Below are 19,272 nucleotides of genomic sequence, written 5' to 3' on the forward strand. Positions count from 1 at the left end.
AGTTCCAGTTCCGCACAGTGGGCTGGCTTGTGCCCCCGGACACCCTCTCCCTCGCATCCAACCACGTGCGAAGGGACGGCCGCTCATTACCCATCGGTTACCCGGCGACCGGCAGAAGCAGACAGTCGCGGGACAGGACGCGCGCGAGCGCCTCCACCACCTCCGGAGCGTAGTCCCCGCCGGTGGCGAGCCGCAGTTCCTCCAGGGCGCGCAGCGGCCCCTCGGGTCCGGCGTCGCGCGCCTTCTCCTCGTACGCGTTCACCGCGCGCACGATCCGGGCGGCGAGCGGCTGCTCGCGGTAGGGGTCGGCCTGCCGCTCGACCACCACGGCGACGGCCGGGGCCACCCCGGTCTGCCGTACGACGGCGCCGCCGAGCAGGGCGATGCGCCGCTGCTCCCGGCGCGGCAGCACGGCCGTGGCCCCGGCCCGCACGGGGTCGACCAGGCTGAGCTGGCCGATGTCGTGCATCAGCGCCGCGTACTCCAGGACGGTCAGCTCGGGGCCGGTCAGCCCCAGGTCGCGGCCGACGGCGAGGCTGAGCGCGGCGACACGGCGGGCGTGCCCGGCGGGGGTGTATCCGGCGATCTCGGTGGCGCGGGCGAGGGAGGCGATGGTCTGCCGGTAGGTGGCGCGCACGGCCGCGTACCGGCGCACGGAGAGCTGGGTGAGCAGCAGGGGCAGACAGAACACCGGTAGCGCCCACAGTCCGACGACGGCCACCGCGAGCGCCATCACCGCGCCGGTGGCGCACACGGCCGAGCCGATGCCGAGCAGTCCGCGCAACTCCTCGCGCAGCAGCGGGCCGAAGGGCCAGCGGGCGCGGGAGTGGGCGAGTGCGGCGGCCAGCACGGTGTCGCACAGCGCGGTCAGCGCGATGAGGGCGACGAGCAGCAGGGCGTAGGCGGGGCCGTCCCAGTGGGCGAACGTGCCCCGGGCGTAGAGGGGCTGGAAGCAGACGGCGGCGAAACCGACGGTCAGGACCCGGCGGGCGAGGTGATCGAGGGTGGGGGTGCGGCCGCGCCAGATGTGCGGGACGCCGCCGAGCAGGGTGGCGGTGAGGACGACGGTGACGATCTGGGCGGCGCCGTGCCGCGCGGGGTGTCCGGCGTCGGCGCCGAGGAGGGCGTAGGCCAGTGATCCGGCGGTGCCGAGCGGCGCGGTCTGCCGGGCCTCGGGGCCGCTCCAGCGGGTGAGTTCGCCGACGGCTATGAGGACGCCGAAGGCGAGCGCCGTGCCCCGCCCTTCGACGCCGGTCCACAGGGTGGTGGCGAGCGCGACGGCGGCGGTGAGCGCGGCGGCGCCGTGGATGAGCCGCAGGGCGGTCATCGGCGCCCCCGGCGGGCGGGTGCGGTCTTCGCGGGGTCCGCCGTCATCGCGGGGTCCGCCGTCTTCGTGGCGTCCGCCGTCATCGGTGTGCCCCCGTGCGGTAGTGCGTGCGCTGGCTCGGCGGCTGCGGGTGAGCCGTTTCGTCGGAGGCGCGGGCGGGTTCGTCGGAGGTGACGGCAGGGTCGTCGGGGGCGCGGGCCGGTTCGTCGGAGGTGACGGCGGGGCTCCAGCCGTGGCGGTTCAGGGCGGCGGCGAGCGCGCTCACCATGCGGGGGTCGAACTGGGCCCCGGCGCACCGCTCCAGCTCCGCGACGGCGACGGCGACGGGGCGCGCCCGGCGGTAGGAGCGGGTGGAGGTCATCGCGTCGAAGGCGTCGGCGACGGCGACGACCCGGGCGCACTCGGGGATCTGGGCGCCCGCGAGGCCGTAGGGGTAGCCGGTGCCGTCGAGGCGTTCGTGGTGGTGCAGGATCGCGGCGCGGGCCTCGCCGAGGAAGGAGATGCCGCGGACCATCTCGTGGCCGTACTCGGGATGCAGTTCGATGATCCGGCGCTCCTCGGGGGTGAGCGGGCCGTCCTTGCGCAGCAGCCGGGTGGGGACGCCGAGCTTGCCGACGTCGTGCAGGATGCCGGCGAAGCGGAGGACCTCCACGCGGTCGTCGTCCATGCCGAGTTCGCGGGCGATCATCACGGAGGCCTGGCCGACGCGCTCGCTGTGGCCGCGGGTGTAGCCGTCCTTGATGTCGACGGCCTGCACGAGGGCGCGGATGGTGGCCTGGTGGGCGGTGCGCTCGCGGTGGTACTGGGCGAACACCCAGCAGGAGACGCCCATCGGCAGCAGGACGAGGAGGGCTGCGACGGGACCGTAGGGGCTCTTCCAGAGGACGGCGGTCATCAGTCCGGCCAGTCCGTGCACGGCGACCGGGGCGAGGGAGTGGGTGAACGGCCCCCGCCAGGTGCGGCGCAGGGCGCCCCGGCCCCAGGCGGGTGCCGCCGTGACCGCCGCGAGCATCGCGCCGTCGAGGACGGTGAGCACCAGGCAGAAGGCGAGGACGGCGGCCCCCGCGGGCAGCAGGACCTGCGGGAAGGCGGGGTGGGTGACGGCGTCGGCGCCGCCGAGCGCGCGGTGTGTCGTCGCGGCGGCCCATACGGCGAGCGAGGAGCGCGCGGCCCGCCAGGCGCGCCGCGCCGGGGCGGACGGGTGCTCGACCGGGGAGAGCAGGGCGGCGGGCAGCGGGACGAGCGCGGCGGCGGCCGGGGTGAGCAGGAAGGCCGCGGCGAGCAGCACGGGGTAGAAGGTGCCGCCGAAGCGGCGGCGCACGATCTGGTCGCAGAGCGCGTAGAGGGCCGCGAGCAGAAGAGGCGCCCGCCAGGACGTGAAGGTCCCGGTGAGCGGGGTGTCGGTCAGCGGGCCGTCGGTCAGCGGCAGGACGCAGAGCAGGGCGAGCAGGGCGGCGCAGGCCACACAGGCCCGCGCTCTCGCCGGAACCGCCTCCATGCGCCCTCCCCGACCATGCCTGTCCTGGCTGGGGAGCCTAGGGCGGTGGCCGGGGGCCTGGGGCTTACGAGCCGAGGATTAGCACGTTCGGGTGAAAGCAGGGTGAAATCCGGCGAGTCTCACGCCCTCGCGGGCATCAGCTTCGCGCGAGGGTCAGCTCTCGCGGGCCACGGCGGTCACGTCGTGCTCGGGGACGGCCTGGCCGGAGCGGATCAGCTCGATCCGCCCCATGACCTTGGCGCGCAGGTCGGCGGGGACGTCGTCGTGTCCGCAGCACCGCTTGACGAGCTTCTTCACGGCCTGCTCCAGGCCGTACTTCTCGAGGCAGGGCGAGCATTCCTCGAAGTGGTGCCGGAACTTGTCGCGGTCGACGTCCGGCATCTCACTGTCGAGGAACTCGTACAGATGGTCGAGGACCTCACCGCAGTCCGTCTCGTGCGGCTCTCCGCAGCTCATGAGCCCGAGCCTTTCGCTTCGTTCGACTCCCCGGCGCCGGCCGGGACCAGCCCGCGGTCACGGGCGTAGTCCTCCAACATGCCGCGCAGTTGACGGCGGCCCCGGTGCAGCCGGGACATCACCGTACCGATGGGTGTCCCCATGATGTCCGCGATCTCCTTGTACGCAAAGCCTTCTACGTCCGCGAGATAGACGGCGATGCGGAACTCCTCGGGGATCGCCTGAAGCGCTGCCTTCACGTCCGAGTCCGGCAGATGGTCGAGCGCCTGCGACTCGGCCGAGCGCAGACCCGTCGACATGTGCGACTCGGCGCGCGCGAGCTGCCAGTCCTCGATCTCCTCGGCCGCGCTGCGCTGGGGTTCGCGCTGCTTCTTGCGGTACGAGTTGATGAAGGTGTTGGTGAGAATCCGGTAGAGCCACGCCTTGAGGTTCGTGCCCTCGCGGAACTGGTGGAAGGACGCGTACGCCTTGGCGTACGTCTCCTGCACCAGGTCCTCGGCGTCGGCCGGGTTGCGCGTCATGCGCAGCGCGGCCGAGTACATCTGGTCGAGGTATTCGAGCGCGTCCCGCTCGAAGCGCGCGTTGCGCTCCGTGCCGGTCTCGGGGCGCGTCTCGCCCGCCCCCGCGCTCACGCCCTGGCCCTCGGGCAGCTCCGCCTGGCCGTTGTCGGCACCCGCGTCGGTCCCAGTGACCGGACCCACCTCCTCAAGTTCCCGGGCAGGACCGAAGCCGGTCCCACTCGATTCGGAGGATAGAACACGACCCGTGCCCGCCGCCGCTCGAACGGGAGCGGCCTTGGCCGCGTGCAGCACCGTCCAGTCCAGGTCGGCACGGTTGCTGCTACGGCTGGGACATGCGGTCGAACCCATGCGGTTTCCTCTCCTGCGACGGTCTCGGTCCCGGCGCTCCAGCGCTTCTGTCCGCCACAACAGCGGTGTGCCGCCGGGCATTCCCGGGCGTCACCCGAGTGACACGGCCCACCGCACGACACCGTCGGTGACGACCTTCAGTGCCTCCTCCTGGGTGAGCGGGGAGCGCTTGGGGACGGCGAGACCGTGGTCGGCGTCCGGGACTTCCACCAGCTCGAATCCGCCCTGGGAGGACTCGGGGGAATCGGGAGACTCGGGGAATTCGGAGGACCCGGAGGACCCGAGGGGCTCGGGGAACTCCTCCGGCCGCCCGAAGGGGTCGTTGCCGCCCTGGACGACGAGGGTGGGCACCCCGGCGCCGAGCAGTTCGTCCGCGCGGGACTTCTCGGGCTTGCCCGGCGGATGCAGCGGGAAGCTCAGAGCAAGCACGGCCCGGGCGCCCAGCTCCGTGGCGGTACGGCAGGCGACGCGGGCCCCGGCACTGCGCCCACCGGCGATCACCGGCAGCCCCATCCCGGTCAGCGCGGGCCAGATGCCGCGCCACCCCGCGTCCAGGGTCTTCGGGGCGGGGGCGACCTTCTTGCCCGCGACCCGCCAGGGCTGCTCGACCAGGGCCACGGTCACCCCGTGCCCGGGGAGCACCCGGGCCAGCGCCTGGAGGTCCCGGGCCTCGATGCCTCCGCCCGCGCCGTGACTCAGGGCCAGGACGAACCGCGCGTCCTGGGCGCGATGCCAGGTGAGGCGGGCGGTTCCGATGTCGGTCTCGACGATCTCGATCACTCAGAACAGTGTGCCCTCCTCGGGCCCCTCCAGCTCCTTCAGCAGCTCCGGGCCGTTGTTGCGGACGTTGCTGACGGCGGTGGGCACCGGGTAGGCGCGCATCAGCCCCTCGGGCGGCGGGGCGAGCAGGCCGCGCAGCTCGTCGGGGTCGGTGCGGGCGGGGTCGAGCCAGGCGTCCCAGCGGTCCGGGGTGAGCATCAGCGGCATCCGGGGATGGATGTCGGCGAGCGCGTGCGGCCCCTCGGCGGGGGCGACCGCCAGCGGGGTCTGCTCGGCCTCCGTGGTGATCACCGAGCAGGTCGCCCACCAGGCGCGGGGGTCGTCGGCGGGCAGGGTGGCATCGCGCCAGAACTCGTACAGCCCGGCCATGGCGAACACCGAACCGTCGGCGGGCAGCACGAAGTACGGCTGCTTGCGGGGCCGCTTCTTCCTGCCCTCGACCTCCAGCTCGCGCTCCTTGTCGCCGGTGACCCACTCGTAGTAGCCGTCGGCGGGCAGGATGCAGCGGCGGGCGGCGAAGGCACGGCGGAAGGCGGGCTTCTCGTGCACGGTCTCCGCGCGGGCGTTGATCATCCGAGCGGCCCCCTCCGGGGTCTTCGCCCAGGACGGCACCAGCCCCCACTTCAGCCTGCGCAGCTGCCGCACCGGACGCCGGTCGTCCGCGTCCTTGAGGGGACGGTCCAGGACGGCGTAGACCTCCTTGGTCGGGGCCACGTTGTAGTCCGGCGCGAGGGTTTCCTCGGCCTCCCACTTCTGGATCTCGAAGATCCCCGCGAGATCCTCGGGCCTACGACTCGACGCGTACCGTCCGCACATAGGTGCCACAGTGCCAGATCCGACGCGGGGGGCGTGGCGTGGTCCCCCGATCTCACGGGGCGACGCCGGTCATGGCCGGGCGGCCCCTGGGGCGCTCCCGTCCCCTGGGGAGCGAGGGCCAGTAAGGTGCGGCCCGACAGGTCCTGACGTCGCTCCGCCCTGTGCCATACCGATCTCCTGGGAATCCTCGTATGACGAACGTCGCCCCCCTCGGAATATTCGGCAGGCTGGCAAGCCAGTCCGCCTTTTCGGAAAGCGCCGATGAACTTCGTCGGCGAGTGGGCGAGATCCCCAAGGGGGAGCGGAGAGAGATCGCCGGGTACCTTCGCTCCGGTGCTCCGATCATCGCCCTGATGGGATACTCGGAGGACGTCCTGGGCAACGAGTTCTTCTGCCCCGGCGGCCCCGGCATCATGAGCGACGGCCACTTTTTCTGGCGGGGCGACACGGCCGACTACGTGGAGCACTACGGGATCGGGCTTCCGGAGGAGTTCATCGCCCACGGCACCGCCCGCCGGTGGATCGCTCCCGCCCTCTCCCGCGACGACATCATCGAGATCGACGACCGCCTCGGCGAACTGAGGCGAGCGGGGGCCCTGTGACCCGAGGGCTCCCGTCCTGCGCCCGAGCCGACGCCGATTGATAGGGACGTATGGGAAACCGACGGCTGCACGGATGTCTCGGCGTCGTGGTGGGTCTGGCTCTCGCCGTGCTCACGGCCATGCTGCTGGGCAGGGGGCTGAGCGCCTGCGACGGGGGCGTGAACAACGCGGCCAACAGCACCTTCCTGCTCTTCCTCTTCATCCCGGGTCTGTGGGCCGTCCTGGTCACGGGCTGGGTGGCGGTGGGGGCCCTGCTCGGCAGCCGTCCGCTCCCCCACGCCGTCGTGCTCGCGGTGGTGCTCCTCGCCCTCTCCTGGTGCGCCCTCTCCCTCTTCTGGAGCGGCCCCACGTACGGGTGCCCGAGCGGCGTGCCCCCGTGGTGGCCGGCCCTCCTTCCCGCGCCGGGGTTCTGAGTTCCGGCGCCGGGGTTACGAGGCGCCCGGACCGCTCCCGGCCGTACCGTCGTGAGCTGCGTGTTCGACGTCAGGAACGATCGCCGCCGCGTCGGCGTCTCACATACCACCGCACGCACCACCGCACGTACGACGACAGGGAGCCACCCGCAGCCATGGACAGCAGTACCGCCGCCGGTCTCTGGGACCGGCTCATCGGCACCCAGCCAGGACCGGACCTCTGGGTGGTCGTGGCCACGCTGGCCGCCGCGCTCGTCGCGGTGGTGCCGCAGCCGCTGTGGCGGGTCTCCCGCAACGCCGTCACCATCGCGCACGAGGGCGGCCACGGACTGATCGCGCTGGTCACCGGCCGGCAGCTGACCGGGATACGTCTGCACTCCGACACCAGCGGCCTCACCCTCAGCCGGGGCAAGCCGCACGGCCTGGGCATGATCCTGACGGCCGCCGCCGGTTACACCGCGCCCTCCCTGCTGGGCCTCGGCGGCGCCGCCCTGCTCGCGGACGGCCGCATCACCCTGCTCCTGTGGGTGGCGACGGCGCTGCTCCTGGCGATGCTGGTGATGATCCGCAACGCCTACGGCGTCCTGACCGTGGTCCTGACCGGCGGCACCTTCCTGCTGATCTCCTGGCTGGCGGACTCCCAGGTCCAGGCGGCCTTCGCCTATGCCGTCGTCTGGTTCCTCCTCCTCGGCGGAGTCCGGCCCCCGTTCGAGCTCCAGTCCAAGCGCCGCCACGGCGAGGCGGGCGACTCCGACGCCGACCAGCTCTCCCGCCTCACGCACGTCCCGGCGGCGCTGTGGCTGTTCCTCTTCCACGCGGTGTCGCTGTGCTCGCTCATCGGGGGCGGGGGGTGGCTGCTGGGGCAGCGGTGAGAGCGGCGTCCTCGCGGGCGGCGCGCGCCGCACCCGTACGCCGTCCACCCCGTGGACGCGGCCCCCGTACGACGGGCGCTCGGGCAGGGACCGCCTTATAGAGTGGGCCCATGCCCGAAATCCCCGCCCTCTGGCCCGCCCCGTACGCGACCGGACCCGTCGACGCGACGGTTCACGTGCCCGGGTCCAAGTCGGTCACCAACCGTGCTCTCGTGCTCGCCGCCCTCGCCTCGGAGCCGGGGTGGCTGCGCAGGCCGCTGCGGTCCCGCGACACGCTGCTGATGGCCGGGGCGCTGCGGGCCATGGGTGTGGAGATCGAGGAGGGGGTCGGCCCGGACGGTTCCGGGGAGGCCTGGCGGGTGCTGCCCACGGGGCTGCGCGGCGGCGCGACGGTCGACGTGGGCAACGCGGGCACCGTGATGCGCTTCCTGCCCCCGGTGGCCGCGCTGGCCGACGGGCCGGTCCGCTTCGACGGCGACCCGCGTTCGTACGAGCGTCCGCTGCACGGCGTGATCGACGCGCTGCGCACGCTCGGCGCCCGGATCGACGACGACGGCCGGGGCGCGCTGCCGCTGACCGTGCACGGTGTCGGGGCGCTGGACGGCGGCCCGGTGTCGGTCGACGCGTCCTCGTCCTCGCAGTTCGTGTCCGCGCTGCTGCTGTCCGCACCCCGCTTCAACCAGGGCGTCGAGGTCCGCCACACCGGCGCGACCCTGCCCTCGATGCCGCACATCCGCATGACCGTCGACATGCTGCGCGCGGTCGGCGCCCAGGTGGACACCCCGGAGTCGGGCGGCGAGCCGAACGTGTGGCGGGTGACGCCGGGCGCGCTGCTCGGCCGGGATCTGACGATCGAGCCGGACCTGTCCAACGCCCAGCCGTTCCTGGCGGCCGCCCTGATCACCGGCGGCAAGGTGCTGATCCCGGACTGGCCCGAGCGCACCACCCAGCCGGGTGACCGGCTGCGGGAGATCTTCACCGAAATGGGCGGCTCCTGCGAACTCACCGAGTACGGCCTGGTGTTCACCGGCTCGGGCGCGATCCACGGCATCGACGTGGACCTGGGTGACGTCGGCGAGCTGACCCCCGGCATCGCCGCGGTCGCCGCGCTGGCCGACTCCCCCTCGACCCTGCGGGGCGTGGCCCATCTGCGGCTGCACGAGACGGACCGGCTGGCCGCGCTCACCAAGGAGATCAACGAGCTCGGCGGCGATGTCACGGAGACGGCGGACGGTCTGCACATCCGCCCCCGCCCGTTGCACGGCGGCGTCTTCCACACCTACGAGGACCACCGCATGGCCACGGCCGGCGCGGTCATCGGTCTGGCGGTGAAGGACGTGACGATCGAGAACGTGGCGACGACCGCGAAGACCCTGCCCGACTTCCCCGAGTTGTGGGCCGGGATGCTCGGGAACTGACGGGCGGACTGGAACCATGCGCCGCTACGGCAAGCACACCGACGAGGACGACATCCGGACCCGTCCCAACCGCAAGGGCAACCGCCCGCGGACCCATATCCGCCCCAAGCACGAGGACGCGGCCGAGGGCATGGTCCTCACCGTGGACCGGGGCCGGCTGACCTGTCTGGTCGACGGGCGGACCATCGCCGCGATGAAGGCCCGCGAGCTGGGCCGCAAGGCGGCCGTGGTGGGCGACCGGGTGGCGCTCGTCGGTGATCTGTCCGGCACGAAGGACACCCTCGCGCGGATCGTCCGCATCGAGGAGCGCGGCTCGGTGCTGCGCCGTACCGCCGACGACGACGACCCCTACGAGCGCGTGGTGGTGGCCAACGCCGACCAACTCGCCATCGTCACCGCCCTCGCGGACCCCGAGCCCCGCCCCCGGCTGATCGACCGCTGTCTGGTCGCCGCGTTCGACGGCGGCCTGGAGCCGCTCCTGGTGATGACCAAGTCGGACCTGGCCTCGCCGGACAAGTTCCTTGAGCTGTACGGCGATCTGGACATCCCCTACGTGGTCACCAGCCGCGAGGAGCTGGCGAGCGGGGCCGCGGCGGAGCTGGTGCGCGAGCATCTGGACGGCCGGATCACCGCGTTCGTCGGCCACTCCGGCGTCGGCAAGACGACCTTGGTCAACGCGCTGGTCCCGGAGGACCGGCAGCGTACGACGGGCCATGTCAACGCGGTGACCGGGCGCGGCCGCCACACCACGACCTCCGCGCTCGCGCTGCCGCTCGCGGACGGCCGGGGCTGGGTCGTGGACACCCCGGGCGTACGGTCCTTCGGGCTCGCGCACATCGACCCCTCGCGCGTGATCAACGCCTTCCCGGAGCTGGTGCCGGGCACCGAGGGCTGTCCGCGCGCGTGCAGTCACGACGAGCCGGACTGCGCGCTGGACGCGTGGGTGGCCGAGGGTCACGCGGACCCGGCGCGGCTGTATTCGCTGCGCAGGCTGCTGTCGACGAGGGAGCGCCGGGAAGGCGACTGAGCCTCGTGTGGTTTGCCGGGGTCCGGGGTCGGTAAGTGCATAATCGCACCGAGCCGGAGATCCGGACCTACGGGAGGACAGCACATGGCGTGGCTGCTGGTCATCGTCGCCGGGCTTCTGGAGACCGGCTTCGCCGTGTGCCTGAAGCTTTCGCACGGGTTCACCCGGCTCTGGCCGACGATCGCCTTCGCCGCGTTCGCGCTGGGCAGCTTCGGACTGCTGACGCTCGCCCTGAAGAAGCTGGACGTGGGCCCCGCCTACGCCGTGTGGACCGGCATCGGCGCGGCGGGCACCGCGATCTACGGCATGGTCTTCCTGGGCGACCTGGTGTCCACCCTGAAGATCGTCTCGATCTGCCTGGTCATCGCCGGAGTGATCGGCCTCCAGCTCTCGGGCTCGGCACACTAGATCCGCCCTCAACCGGCTTATGGCGGCGGGCAGTTCACGGGTACGGCCGGTAAGCGGCTCAGGGCTGACGGCCGCGCAGGACACCGCCGATCAGGCCCGCCATGCCACCTGTTCCCGGCGGCACCGCCGCGCAGGAGAGCGCGATGCGGGCCACCAGCTCGCAGGAGAAGGCGAGTTCGGCCACCTCGGCGGGGGCGGCGCCGGGCGCGGACAGCGCCGTGACCGCCCGGTCCCGCACGATCCGCAGGAGGTCGCCGGGCGAGGGCAGCGGGCCGTCCGCCCGGCGCTGCGCCGGGACGGCTGAGGTGGACGGCACCCCGGACAGGACCGGCGCGGGCAGCCGCTCGCTCCAGCAGCCGGTGAGCATGGCCCGTACCAGCGCGTTCTCCCGGGCGGCGGAGGCCGTCCACTCGGCGGTGGCGGTGAGCCGCTCGTGGGGTCCGGCGTGCGCGGCGAGCGCCCGCTCCACCCCGGCGAGATAGCCGTCGGCCTCGCGCCGGACCAGCGCCCTGGCCAGGCCGTCCTTGCTGCCGAACTCGTTGTACAGGGTCTGCCGGGACACCCCGGCGGACGCGGCGACGTCCACCATGCGCACCGCGGACCACGGCCTGCGGGTGAGTGCGGTGAACGCGGCGTCCAGCAGCGATTCCCGGGCTGCGGGCATCATCGTCTCCCTGGGGGCGAGCGACTCTGCGCCCAGGTTTGACGCGCGCCGGGGCACTGTCAAGGGGGCGGGAGGCCCCAGGGGGCGCGCTTCGGACAGCGCGCCGTTCCGCACGCCCCCGGCAATCCGCACACCCGCGCGACCCCCCGTGTGGCCCGGTGGCGCCCCTGGCCGATACCGTTCGTCACATGCCGGACTATCTCGACGACCTGCGCCTCGCCCACGTTCTCGCGGACGCGGCCGACGCCGCGACCATGGCCCGCTTCAAGGCACTCGACCTGAAGGTGGAGACGAAGCCGGACATGACGCCGGTGAGCGAGGCCGACAAGGCGGCGGAGGAGGTCGTGCGCGGCCAGCTCCGGCGGGCCCGCCCGCGCGACGCGGTCCTCGGCGAGGAGTACGGCGTCGAGGGCACCGGGCCGCGCCGCTGGGTGATCGACCCGATCGACGGCACCAAGAACTACGTACGCGGCGTCCCGGTGTGGGCGACGCTGATCTCGCTCATGGAGGCGGGCGAGGGCGGCTTCCGGCCGGTGGTCGGCCTGGTCTCCGCCCCCGCGCTCGGGCGCCGCTGGTGGGCCGCCGAGGGCCACGGCGCCTTCACCGGGCGCAGCCTGACCTCCGCCTCCCGCATCCACGTCTCCGGTGTGGAACGGCTCGCGGACGCCTCCTTCGCGTACTCCTCGCTGACCGGCTGGGAGGACCAGGGCCGGCTGAACGGCTTCCTGGACCTCACCCGCGCGGTGTGGCGCACGCGCGCGTACGGCGACTTCTGGCCGTACATGATGGTGGCCGAGGGTGCCGTCGACATCTGCGCGGAGCCGGAGCTGTCCCTGTGGGACATGGCCGCCAACGCGATCATCGTCACCGAGGCGGGCGGCACCTTCACCGGCCTGGACGGCAGGCCGGGCCCGCACAGCGGCAACGCGGCGGCCTCCAACGGTCCGCTGCACGAAGAGCTGCTGGGGTATCTCAACCAGCGCGACTGATCCGGCCGGGTGTGCCCCGCACGCCCGCAGACGGCCGCACGCGCCCCCTTGTTGACCACCTCTTTACCTGGCAGTCTGGGAAGCGACCCCACTTGTGAATTCGTGAATCCGTGCCTCGCGCCCGGGTTCCGAGGAGGTGGCTCCATCCCATGCTCGTCCGCGACGCCATGAGCACGGTGGTCCTCACCGTCGGCCCCACCCACACCCTCCGCCAGGCAGCCGCCCTGATGTCCGCGCGCCATGTCGGCGCCGCCGTGGTCCTGGACCCCGACGCCGGGGGCGGCACGGGAATCCTCACCGAGCGCGACGTCCTGAACTCCGTCGGCCTCGGCCAGAACCCCGACACGGAGACCGTCCAGACGCACGCCACCACCACCGCCGTCGTCTTCGCCGCACCGACCTGGACGCTGCGGGAGGCGGCCCGCGCCATGACACACGGGGGCTTCCGGCACCTGGTCGTCCTGGACGGCGGCCAGCCCGTCGGCATCGTCTCGGTCCGCGACATCATCCGCTGCTGGGCCCCGGCCCGGGAGCCCGAACCGGCCCTCTGAGACCGGGCCCGGAACCCGTCCCACACACCCGCGTCCACATTGGATCGTGTCCAATACGATTCGCGTTCCAAAATCACACATGTTCGGGATCCGACCTGGTGACTGTTACGCTGGCTGCCATGAGTGACCTTCTGGAACGGCTGCGTGGACGCGGCTGGCGCATGACCGCGCAGCGCCGCGTCGTGGCCGAGGTTCTCGACGGAGAGCACGTCCATCTGACCGCCGACGAGGTCCACGCGCGCGCGGTGACCAAGCTGCCGGAGATCTCCCGCGCGACCGTCTACAACACGCTGGGCGAGCTGGTCTCCCTCGGCGAGGTCCTGGAGGTCTCCACGGACCGCCGCGCCAAGCGGTACGACCCCAACGCGCACCGTCCGCACCACCATCTGGTCTGCGCCCGCTGCGGCGCGATCCGGGACGTGCACCCGACCGGCAACCCGCTGGCCGACCTCCCCGACGCCGAGCGCTTCGGCTTCGCGGTCTCGGACGTCGAGGTGACGTACCGGGGACTGTGCCCGGACTGCGCGGGCGCCTGACCGCACCACCGCCGCTCCCTTCGGGGGGCGGCGCACCCATACCCGCGCATGAACGCACGCACAACGACCGAGGGCCGGAATCCATCTCTGGATTCCGGCCCTCGGGCTTCAGTAGCGGGGACAGGATTTGAACCTGCGACCTCTGGGTTATGAGCCCAGCGAGCTACCGAGCTGCTCCACCCCGCGTCGGTGAATATGACACTACGCGAGACCTGCCCCGCAGGGCAAATCCATTGGCGCGCGACCCTTCGGCGAGGCCGTACGGCCAGGTCACGCCGACAGTTCCTCCCGCAGCGCGTCCCGTAGCCGCGCCGCCCGCCGGGCCACCTCCTCCGGGCCCAGCTCCACGGCCAGGTCGGCCCAGCGCTGCCCCTCGGCCAGCTCGCCGCGCCGGGCGCAGACGAGGGCGAGCCGCAGTGCCGCCCGGCCGTGACCCGCGTCGGCGGCGCGCTCCCACCACACCGCCGCCTCCGGCTCGCTGCCCTCGCGGGCCAGCAGCAGTCCGAGGTTGAAGGCGCCGTTGCGCGAGCCCGCCTCGGCCGCCTCCCGGTACCAGCGCGCGGCCTCGACCACGTCGCCCCGGGCCGCCGCCAGCATGCCGACCCGCACCTGTGCGCGCCGGTGGCCCAGGCAGGCCGCCCGCTCGTACCACTCCTCGCACTCCGTCTTGTCGTGCGCGGGCTCGCCCAGCTCGTGCGCGGGCTCCGGCGGACGGCGCGCGTCGAGCACGGCGGCAAGCCGGTAGGCGGCCTCGGCGCTGCCGCCCCCGGCAGCACAGCGCAGATACCGTTCTGCGGTTTGTTCGTCGCCCTCGCGCAGCCGGGCGATGCCGACCTGGAGCGCGGCCTCGTGGTGCCCCGCGGCGGCCGCGCGCTCGTACCAGCGCAGGGCGCTCGCGGCATCCTCCTCGGTGCTGCGCCCGGAGTGCAGGATGCCGAGGTTGAAGGCGGCGTCCACGCTGCCGGCCTCGGCCGCCTTGGAGAACCAGGGCTCGGCACCGCGCGTGTCCCCGACCTGGAGCAGCAGAATGGCCAGCGCGTTCGCGGCCTCCCGGTGCCCGGCGTACGCGGCACGCCGGTACCACTGCTCGGCCTGGGCGGTGCGGCCCTGCTCGGCGCAGAGCAGACCGAGGTTGTAGGCGCCGTTGTCGTCACCGGCGTCCAGGGCCGCCCGGTACCAGCGCTCGGCGGTCTGGGTCTCGCCGCGCTCGGCGTGCAGCGCGCCGAGCGCGTTGGCCGCGTTGCCGTCGCCGCCCTGGGCGGCACGCAGCCACCAGGTGGCGGCGCCCTCGGTGTCGCCCGCGTCGCGCAGCAGGAAGGCGAGCGCGCAGGCGGCGCGGTGCTCGCCCTCCTTGGCGGCGGTCAGATACCAGCGGCCGGCCTCCTTCAGCTCGCCGCGCCGCTCCAGGATGCCGCCGAGGTGCAGCGCGGCGAGGCCGTGACCGCGCGCGGCGGCCTGCCGGTACCACTGTTCGGCCTCCGCGAGGGCGTCCCGGTCCGCGCCGCCGCGCCCCACGCCCAGCTCGGCCTTGAGGTCGAGGGCGCGCGCGAGGCGGTAGGCGGCCTCCCGGTGGCCGCGCTCGGCGGCGGCCCGCAGCCAGCGGCGGGCGTCGGCGTCCCCGCGGTGGTCCAGCAGATCGGCGAGCGCGTAGGCGCCCAGCACATGGCCCTGCTCGGCGGACTGGCGCAGCCAGTACTCGGCGGCGGGTTCGTCGCCGCGCTCGCGGTGATGGCGGCCGAGCGCGTGCGCGGCGGCGGCCGATCCGGCCACGGCGGCGATACGCCACCAGTCGGCGGCCTCGTCGGGATAGCCGCGCTGGTGCAGCAGCACACCGAGATTGTTGGCGGCGGCCCGGTCACCGGCCGCGCTCGCGGCTCTCAACTGCGGTTCGGCGCCGTCCAGATCGCCCCGGCGCAGCAGAATGGCGCCGAGGAGGCTGGCCGCCTCGGCGTCACCGGTGCGCGCCGCCATGCGCAGGCGCACCTCCTCGGCGGCTTCCCCCGTCTCGTCGATGGACGGCTCCTCGCCCGAAGGCTGTGCAAATCGCCCCGTTCCGAACAGAGTTGCCTTGTCCCCCATAACGTCCATCGTCGCACCACCTGCAACCTGGGTACACCCGGTGTACCGCAGTCCGTGAGGTCACTTCAGCGTTTTGTCGACATGCCCACAGAGAGACAAGTCAAACACAGTTCACCCAACTCCCCATGGCGGCAGGGCCGGTTCCGTCTCCAGTACATGAGTTCGCACACCACGAAGGCCCGGATCTCGTGTGAGATCCGGGCCTTCGTGTTCAGTAGCGGGGACAGGATTTGAACCTGCGACCTCTGGGTTATGAGCCCAGCGAGCTACCGAGCTGCTCCACCCCGCGTCGTTGTGTGCCAACCGTATCACGACGCGGGGCGGGGCTGGTCAGGCCGCCGGTTTGGCGGACTCGGCGGGCTTGGCGGGCTCGGCCGGCTTGGTGGGCTTCGCGGACTCGGCCGGCTTGGACTGGGCCTCCTCGGCCTTGCGCAGCGCCTCCTGGAGGTCCTTCTGCGCCTTGGCGTACGCGTCCCAGTCGGGGCCGTCCTTGAGCGCCTTCTGCCCGGCGTCGAACGCCTTCTGGGCGTCGTCGAGGGCCTGCCGGACCGTCGGGTTCTCCGATTTCGGCGGCTCGGTGGTGCCGGTCCCCGGCGGTTCGGTGGTGCCCTTCACGCCGAACACCTTGTCCAGCGCCTGGTCCAAGGTGTCCTCGAAGGCGGTCCTGCCCTCGTAGGTGACGAGCACCTTGCGCAGCAGCGGGTACTTCAGCTTGCCGCCGCGCACGTACACCGGCTCCGCGTAGAGCAGGCCGCCGTCGAGCGGGACGGTGAGCAGATTGCCGTACTCGACCTGGGAGTGTCCCTTGCTGAGCAGCGCGATCGTCTCGGCGATCTCCGGCTCGGAGTTGAACTGGCTCTGCACCTGTTCGGGACCGTCCACGGTGGTGCTCGTGGGCAGCTTCAGGATTCTGATCCGGCCGTAGTCGTCCGAGCGCGGGTCGGAGTCCACGGCCATGAACGCACTGAGGTTGTCCCGGCCCTTGGGCGTGAAGGTGGTCGTCAGCGAGAAGGCCTGTTCCTTCTGGTCGGGCATCTTCATGCTCAGGTAGTACGGCGGGACCGCGCTGCTCGAGTCGTTGGTCGGGTCGTCCGGGACCTGCCAGACCTCGTTGCCGCTGAGGAAGGTCTTCGCGTCCGTCACGTGGTAGCGGCTCAGCAGCTCGCGCTGGACCTTGAACAGGTCCTGCGGGTAGCGCAGATGGGCCATCAGGTCGGGCGAGATGTCCGCGCGGGGCTTCACCGTGTGCGGGAACGCCTTCATCCAGGTCTTGAGCACCGGGTCCTCGGTGTCCCACTGGTAGAGCTTGACCTCGCCGGTGTAGGCGTCGACCGTCGCCTTGACCGAGTTGCGGATGTAGTTGACCTGGTTCTGCTGGGCCACCACCGCACGGGAGTTGTTGGTGGCGGTCAGCGAGTCGGCCGTGGTGTCCCCGAGGGTGGTGCGCGAGGCGTAGGGGAAGCCGTTGGAGGTCGTGTAGGCGTCCACGATCCACTGGATGCGGTGGTTGACCACGGCCGGGTAGGCGTCGCCGTCGATGGTCAGCCAGGGGGCGACGGCCTCGACGCGGTCCTTGGGCGTGCGGTTGTACAGGATGCGCGAGCCCTTGCCGATCGCCCCGGAGTAGAAGATCTGCGGCTCGTTGAACGCCACCGCGTACGCGGCCCGGTTGAGCGGGTTGTCGAGGGCGACGCCGCTCTTGCCCCGGTAGCTGGTGTCCTTGTCGCCCTGGGAGTCGGAGTAGTCGATCTCCTTCTGCGGACCGCCCACGATGGAGTACGTGGTGGTCTTCTCGCCGTAGTAGATCTCCTGCTGGTACTCGCCGAGTTCGCCCGTGGAGGGCAGGTTCTTCTCGATGAAGACCGGGCGGCCCTTGTCGTCGGCCTCGGTGCCCTTGGCGGCGACCGCGCCGTAGCCGTGGGTGTAGCGGAAGTGGTCGTTGATCCAGTTGTGCTTCGGGATGCCGGTCAGGTCCAGCTCGCGCAGACCGATGACCGTGTCCTGGTCCTTGCCGTCCTTGGTGCTGTACCGGTCGACGTCCAGGTTCTTCGGGAAGCCGTAGTAGTCCCAGATCTGCTGGCTCTGCTGGAAGGTGGGCGAGACCACGTTCGGGTCCATGATGCGGATGCTGGCCGTGGCGCCGACCTGGTCGCGCAGCATGGTCTTGTCGGAGGTCGCGGACTTGCCCGGGTACCCGCTGACATCGGTGTGGTCGATGCCGTACGCCTGGCGGGTCGCCGTGAGGTTCTTCTGGACGTACGGCGCTTCCTTGGCCTGCTCGTTGGGCTGGACCTGGAACTTCTGCACGATGGCCGGGTAGACGCCGCCGATCAGGATGGCGGAGAGCACCATGAGGCCGAAGCCGATGACGGGCAGCTGCCAGGTGCGCCGCCACAGGGTGGCGAAGAACAGCAGCGCGCAGATGACGGCGATGCAGAACAGGATCGTCTTGGCCGGGAGATAGGCGTTGGCGTCCACGAAGCGCAGACCGGTCCAGTTGTCCGTCGCCTTGAAGCCGCTGGACTTCACCGCGAGGCCGTACCGGTCGAGCCAGTAGGCGACCGCCTTCAGCGCCACGAACACGCCGAGGAGCACGGACAGATGGCCGGTCGCGGCGGCCGAGGCACGCGCGCCGGGGCTGGTGACGCGCAGCCCGCCGTACAGGTAGTGGGTGAGCGCGGCGGCGATCAGGGAGAGGACCGTCGTGGCGAAGCCGAAGGCCAGCAGGAAGCGGTACCAGGGCAGATCGAACGCGTAGAACGAGACGTCGAGGTGGAACTGCGGGTCGCTCTGGTGGAAGGGCACGCCGTTGACCCACATCAGCCAGGTCCGCCACTGGCCGGCCGCCGAGGCGCCGGCGACCAGGCCGACGAGCGCGGTGACGGCGAGCAGCAGCCAGGTCTTGTACGGCGCGATGCCCATCCGGTACCGGTCCAGGCTCTGCTGCTCCATGGACATGGCGCTGAGCGGGGGGCGCAGCCGGTGCGCGAGCCAGATGTTGAAGCCCACCGCCAGGGCCATCAGCAGGCCGAAGACGAAGAAGAGCCCGGTCTTGGTCCACAGGGTGGTGGTGAAGACCGACGAGTAGTGCACCGAGCGGTACCACTGCCAGTCCGTCCAGAAGCCCGCGAACATGGTGAAGGCCATGCCGAGAGCCGCCAGGACGCCCAGCGTCACGAGCAGGGTCCTCACGCGCCGGGACGGGCGGTCCCCCCTCGTCCGCGGTCCCGTCGGGCCTCCGCCCCGGTCCGGCATCTGGAAAGCCAAGGTGCGCACCTCGAAGTCGCTGTCGATCCGTCAGACCCTCGTGTTCGCGGGCCCTCGGCGGCCCCCCGTGATCGCGGGCCCCCACCTATGCAACTTACTCACGGTTTGCTCGGTTCCCGATTCCGGCCGGGAACGAGGCAGGATTGTGACCATGTCCAACACTCCCATGGCGGCGAACCCGCTCACCCGGGCCGTACTCGAGATCGACGAGTACGCCTCCGGCCTCGGCTGGGACCAGCCCGCCCGCCTCTTCGCCCTTGTCGACACCGCACGGCTGCGGACCCGGGAACCCGCGCTCGCGGCCCAGCTCGGCCTGGCCGAGGACACGGGCGAGACGGGGCTCACGCCCATCGAACAGGAAGAGGTGCCCGCCGACCGGCCGCTCGACGAGTTCCTCGCCACCATCGCCTGGCCCGACGCGGTGACCGGCTGCGCGCTCACGGTCGAGCGCCAGATGCTGCCGCCGTCCGCCGAGAACCAGGTCCCCCAGGGCCTGAGCGGCGCCAAGCTGGCCAAGTGGGTGGCCTCCCACCCCGAGCGCCAGGAGGTCCGCATGACGGTCGCGGTCCTGCGCGGCGGCGGCCGCGACTCCGCGATCCGGCTGCGCGAGAAGGACTCGCCGACCGAGGTGCTGACCGGCCCCGACCTGGTGCCGGGGCTGGCGGAGGCGCTGGCGGCGACGTTCGAGGACTGAGTCCGC

General features: G+C 72.2%; 19 protein-coding genes and 2 tRNA genes. 10 read left to right on the forward strand and 11 right to left on the reverse strand.

Annotated features, from left to right (window positions below):
• Nucleotides 1-97: 97 nt before the first annotated feature.
• The 6 genes from AB0E91_RS05490 to AB0E91_RS05515 form a co-directional block, all read right to left on the reverse strand.
• Nucleotides 98-1,327, reverse strand: coding sequence for an HD domain-containing protein (locus AB0E91_RS05490; protein ID WP_361775611.1), 1,230 nt, complete (start codon nt 1,325-1,327; stop codon nt 98-100).
• Nucleotides 1,328-1,406: 79 nt separating this feature from the next.
• Nucleotides 1,407-2,825: an HD-GYP domain-containing protein gene (locus AB0E91_RS05495; protein ID WP_361775614.1), complete on the reverse strand. Its 1,419-nt coding sequence runs from the start codon at nt 2,823-2,825 to the stop codon at nt 1,407-1,409.
• Between the two features lie 153 nt (nt 2,826-2,978).
• Nucleotides 2,979-3,281, reverse strand: coding sequence for a mycothiol system anti-sigma-R factor (rsrA, locus tag AB0E91_RS05500; protein ID WP_161181484.1), 303 nt, complete (start codon nt 3,279-3,281; stop codon nt 2,979-2,981).
• Nucleotides 3,278-3,982: a sigma-70 family RNA polymerase sigma factor gene (locus AB0E91_RS05505; RefSeq protein ID WP_361775618.1), complete on the reverse strand. Its 705-nt coding sequence runs from the start codon at nt 3,980-3,982 to the stop codon at nt 3,278-3,280. Before AB0E91_RS05505 ends, rsrA begins: the two co-directional genes overlap by 4 nt.
• A 258-nt stretch (nt 3,983-4,240) precedes the next feature.
• On the reverse strand, nt 4,241-4,930 hold the full coding sequence (locus AB0E91_RS05510) for an alpha/beta family hydrolase (protein WP_361775620.1): 690 nt from the start codon (nt 4,928-4,930) through the stop codon (nt 4,241-4,243).
• Nucleotides 4,931-5,746 carry an SOS response-associated peptidase gene (locus AB0E91_RS05515; protein WP_361775625.1) on the reverse strand — a complete coding sequence of 272 codons (816 nt, stop codon included), beginning with the start codon at nt 5,744-5,746 and terminating at the stop codon, nt 4,931-4,933.
• A 191-nt stretch (nt 5,747-5,937) separates the two neighbouring features.
• On the opposite strand from AB0E91_RS05515, the gene AB0E91_RS05520 reads away from it, so the two are divergent.
• The 6 genes from AB0E91_RS05520 to AB0E91_RS05545 all read left to right on the forward strand — a co-directional run bounded on the left by AB0E91_RS05520 (nt 5,938) and on the right by AB0E91_RS05545 (nt 10,486).
• A complete protein-coding gene (locus AB0E91_RS05520) occupies nt 5,938-6,348 on the forward strand; it encodes a hypothetical protein (protein ID WP_361775627.1) in 411 nt (136 codons plus the stop codon).
• 50 nt (nt 6,349-6,398) lie between these two features.
• The gene (locus AB0E91_RS05525) at nt 6,399-6,761 is read left to right on the forward strand and encodes a hypothetical protein (protein WP_361775630.1); all 363 of its coding nucleotides are present in this window, start codon (nt 6,399-6,401) and stop codon (nt 6,759-6,761) included.
• Between the two features lie 155 nt (nt 6,762-6,916).
• Nucleotides 6,917-7,633 (forward strand): M50 family metallopeptidase, encoded by a 717-nt coding sequence (locus AB0E91_RS05530; RefSeq protein WP_361775633.1) that lies wholly within the window; start codon nt 6,917-6,919, stop codon nt 7,631-7,633.
• A gap of 110 nt (nt 7,634-7,743) precedes the next feature.
• On the forward strand, nt 7,744-9,051 hold the full coding sequence (gene aroA, locus AB0E91_RS05535) for a 3-phosphoshikimate 1-carboxyvinyltransferase (protein WP_361775636.1): 1,308 nt from the start codon (nt 7,744-7,746) through the stop codon (nt 9,049-9,051).
• Between the two features lie 16 nt (nt 9,052-9,067).
• Nucleotides 9,068-10,078 (forward strand): ribosome small subunit-dependent GTPase A, encoded by a 1,011-nt coding sequence (gene rsgA / locus AB0E91_RS05540; RefSeq protein WP_361775639.1) that lies wholly within the window; start codon nt 9,068-9,070, stop codon nt 10,076-10,078.
• Between the two features lie 84 nt (nt 10,079-10,162).
• A complete protein-coding gene (locus AB0E91_RS05545; RefSeq protein ID WP_361775642.1) occupies nt 10,163-10,486 on the forward strand; it encodes a multidrug efflux SMR transporter in 324 nt (107 codons plus the stop codon).
• A 58-nt stretch (nt 10,487-10,544) separates the two neighbouring features.
• Here AB0E91_RS05545 and AB0E91_RS05550 read toward each other — a convergent pair whose 3' ends face one another.
• Nucleotides 10,545-11,153, reverse strand: coding sequence for a TetR/AcrR family transcriptional regulator (locus AB0E91_RS05550; RefSeq protein ID WP_161181473.1), 609 nt, complete (start codon nt 11,151-11,153; stop codon nt 10,545-10,547).
• A 185-nt stretch (nt 11,154-11,338) separates the two neighbouring features.
• On the opposite strand from AB0E91_RS05550, the gene hisN reads away from it, so the two are divergent.
• The 3 genes from hisN to AB0E91_RS05565 all read left to right on the forward strand — a co-directional run bounded on the left by hisN (nt 11,339) and on the right by AB0E91_RS05565 (nt 13,226).
• The gene (gene hisN / locus AB0E91_RS05555) at nt 11,339-12,139 is read left to right on the forward strand and encodes a histidinol-phosphatase (RefSeq protein ID WP_361775646.1); all 801 of its coding nucleotides are present in this window, start codon (nt 11,339-11,341) and stop codon (nt 12,137-12,139) included.
• A 149-nt stretch (nt 12,140-12,288) separates the two neighbouring features.
• The gene (locus AB0E91_RS05560; protein ID WP_361775649.1) at nt 12,289-12,690 is read left to right on the forward strand and encodes a CBS domain-containing protein; all 402 of its coding nucleotides are present in this window, start codon (nt 12,289-12,291) and stop codon (nt 12,688-12,690) included.
• A gap of 119 nt (nt 12,691-12,809) precedes the next feature.
• On the forward strand, nt 12,810-13,226 hold the full coding sequence (locus AB0E91_RS05565; protein ID WP_361775652.1) for a Fur family transcriptional regulator: 417 nt from the start codon (nt 12,810-12,812) through the stop codon (nt 13,224-13,226).
• A 112-nt stretch (nt 13,227-13,338) separates the two neighbouring features.
• On the opposite strand, the gene AB0E91_RS05570 is transcribed toward AB0E91_RS05565, so the two are convergent.
• The 4 genes from AB0E91_RS05570 to AB0E91_RS05585 form a co-directional block, all read right to left on the reverse strand.
• Nucleotides 13,339-13,412, reverse strand: a tRNA-Met gene (locus AB0E91_RS05570).
• 84 nt (nt 13,413-13,496) lie between these two features.
• Nucleotides 13,497-15,314 carry a tetratricopeptide repeat protein gene (locus AB0E91_RS05575; RefSeq protein ID WP_361775655.1) on the reverse strand — a complete coding sequence of 606 codons (1,818 nt, stop codon included), beginning with the start codon at nt 15,312-15,314 and terminating at the stop codon, nt 13,497-13,499.
• A 206-nt stretch (nt 15,315-15,520) separates the two neighbouring features.
• A tRNA-Met gene (locus AB0E91_RS05580) sits at nt 15,521-15,594 on the reverse strand.
• Between the two features lie 41 nt (nt 15,595-15,635).
• Nucleotides 15,636-18,560, reverse strand: coding sequence for a UPF0182 family protein (locus AB0E91_RS05585; protein ID WP_361777298.1), 2,925 nt, complete (start codon nt 18,558-18,560; stop codon nt 15,636-15,638).
• Nucleotides 18,561-18,723: 163 nt separating this feature from the next.
• On the opposite strand from AB0E91_RS05585, the gene AB0E91_RS05590 reads away from it, so the two are divergent.
• Complete coding sequence (locus AB0E91_RS05590; protein ID WP_202486371.1) at nt 18,724-19,266, forward strand: PPA1309 family protein; 543 nt, start codon at nt 18,724-18,726, stop codon at nt 19,264-19,266.
• Nucleotides 19,267-19,272: the final 6 nt, after the last annotated feature.

It is taken from the genome of Streptomyces sp. NPDC026659 (assembly GCF_040638245.1).
In the GTDB taxonomy this organism is placed as follows: Bacteria; Actinomycetota; Actinomycetes; order Streptomycetales; family Streptomycetaceae; genus Streptomyces.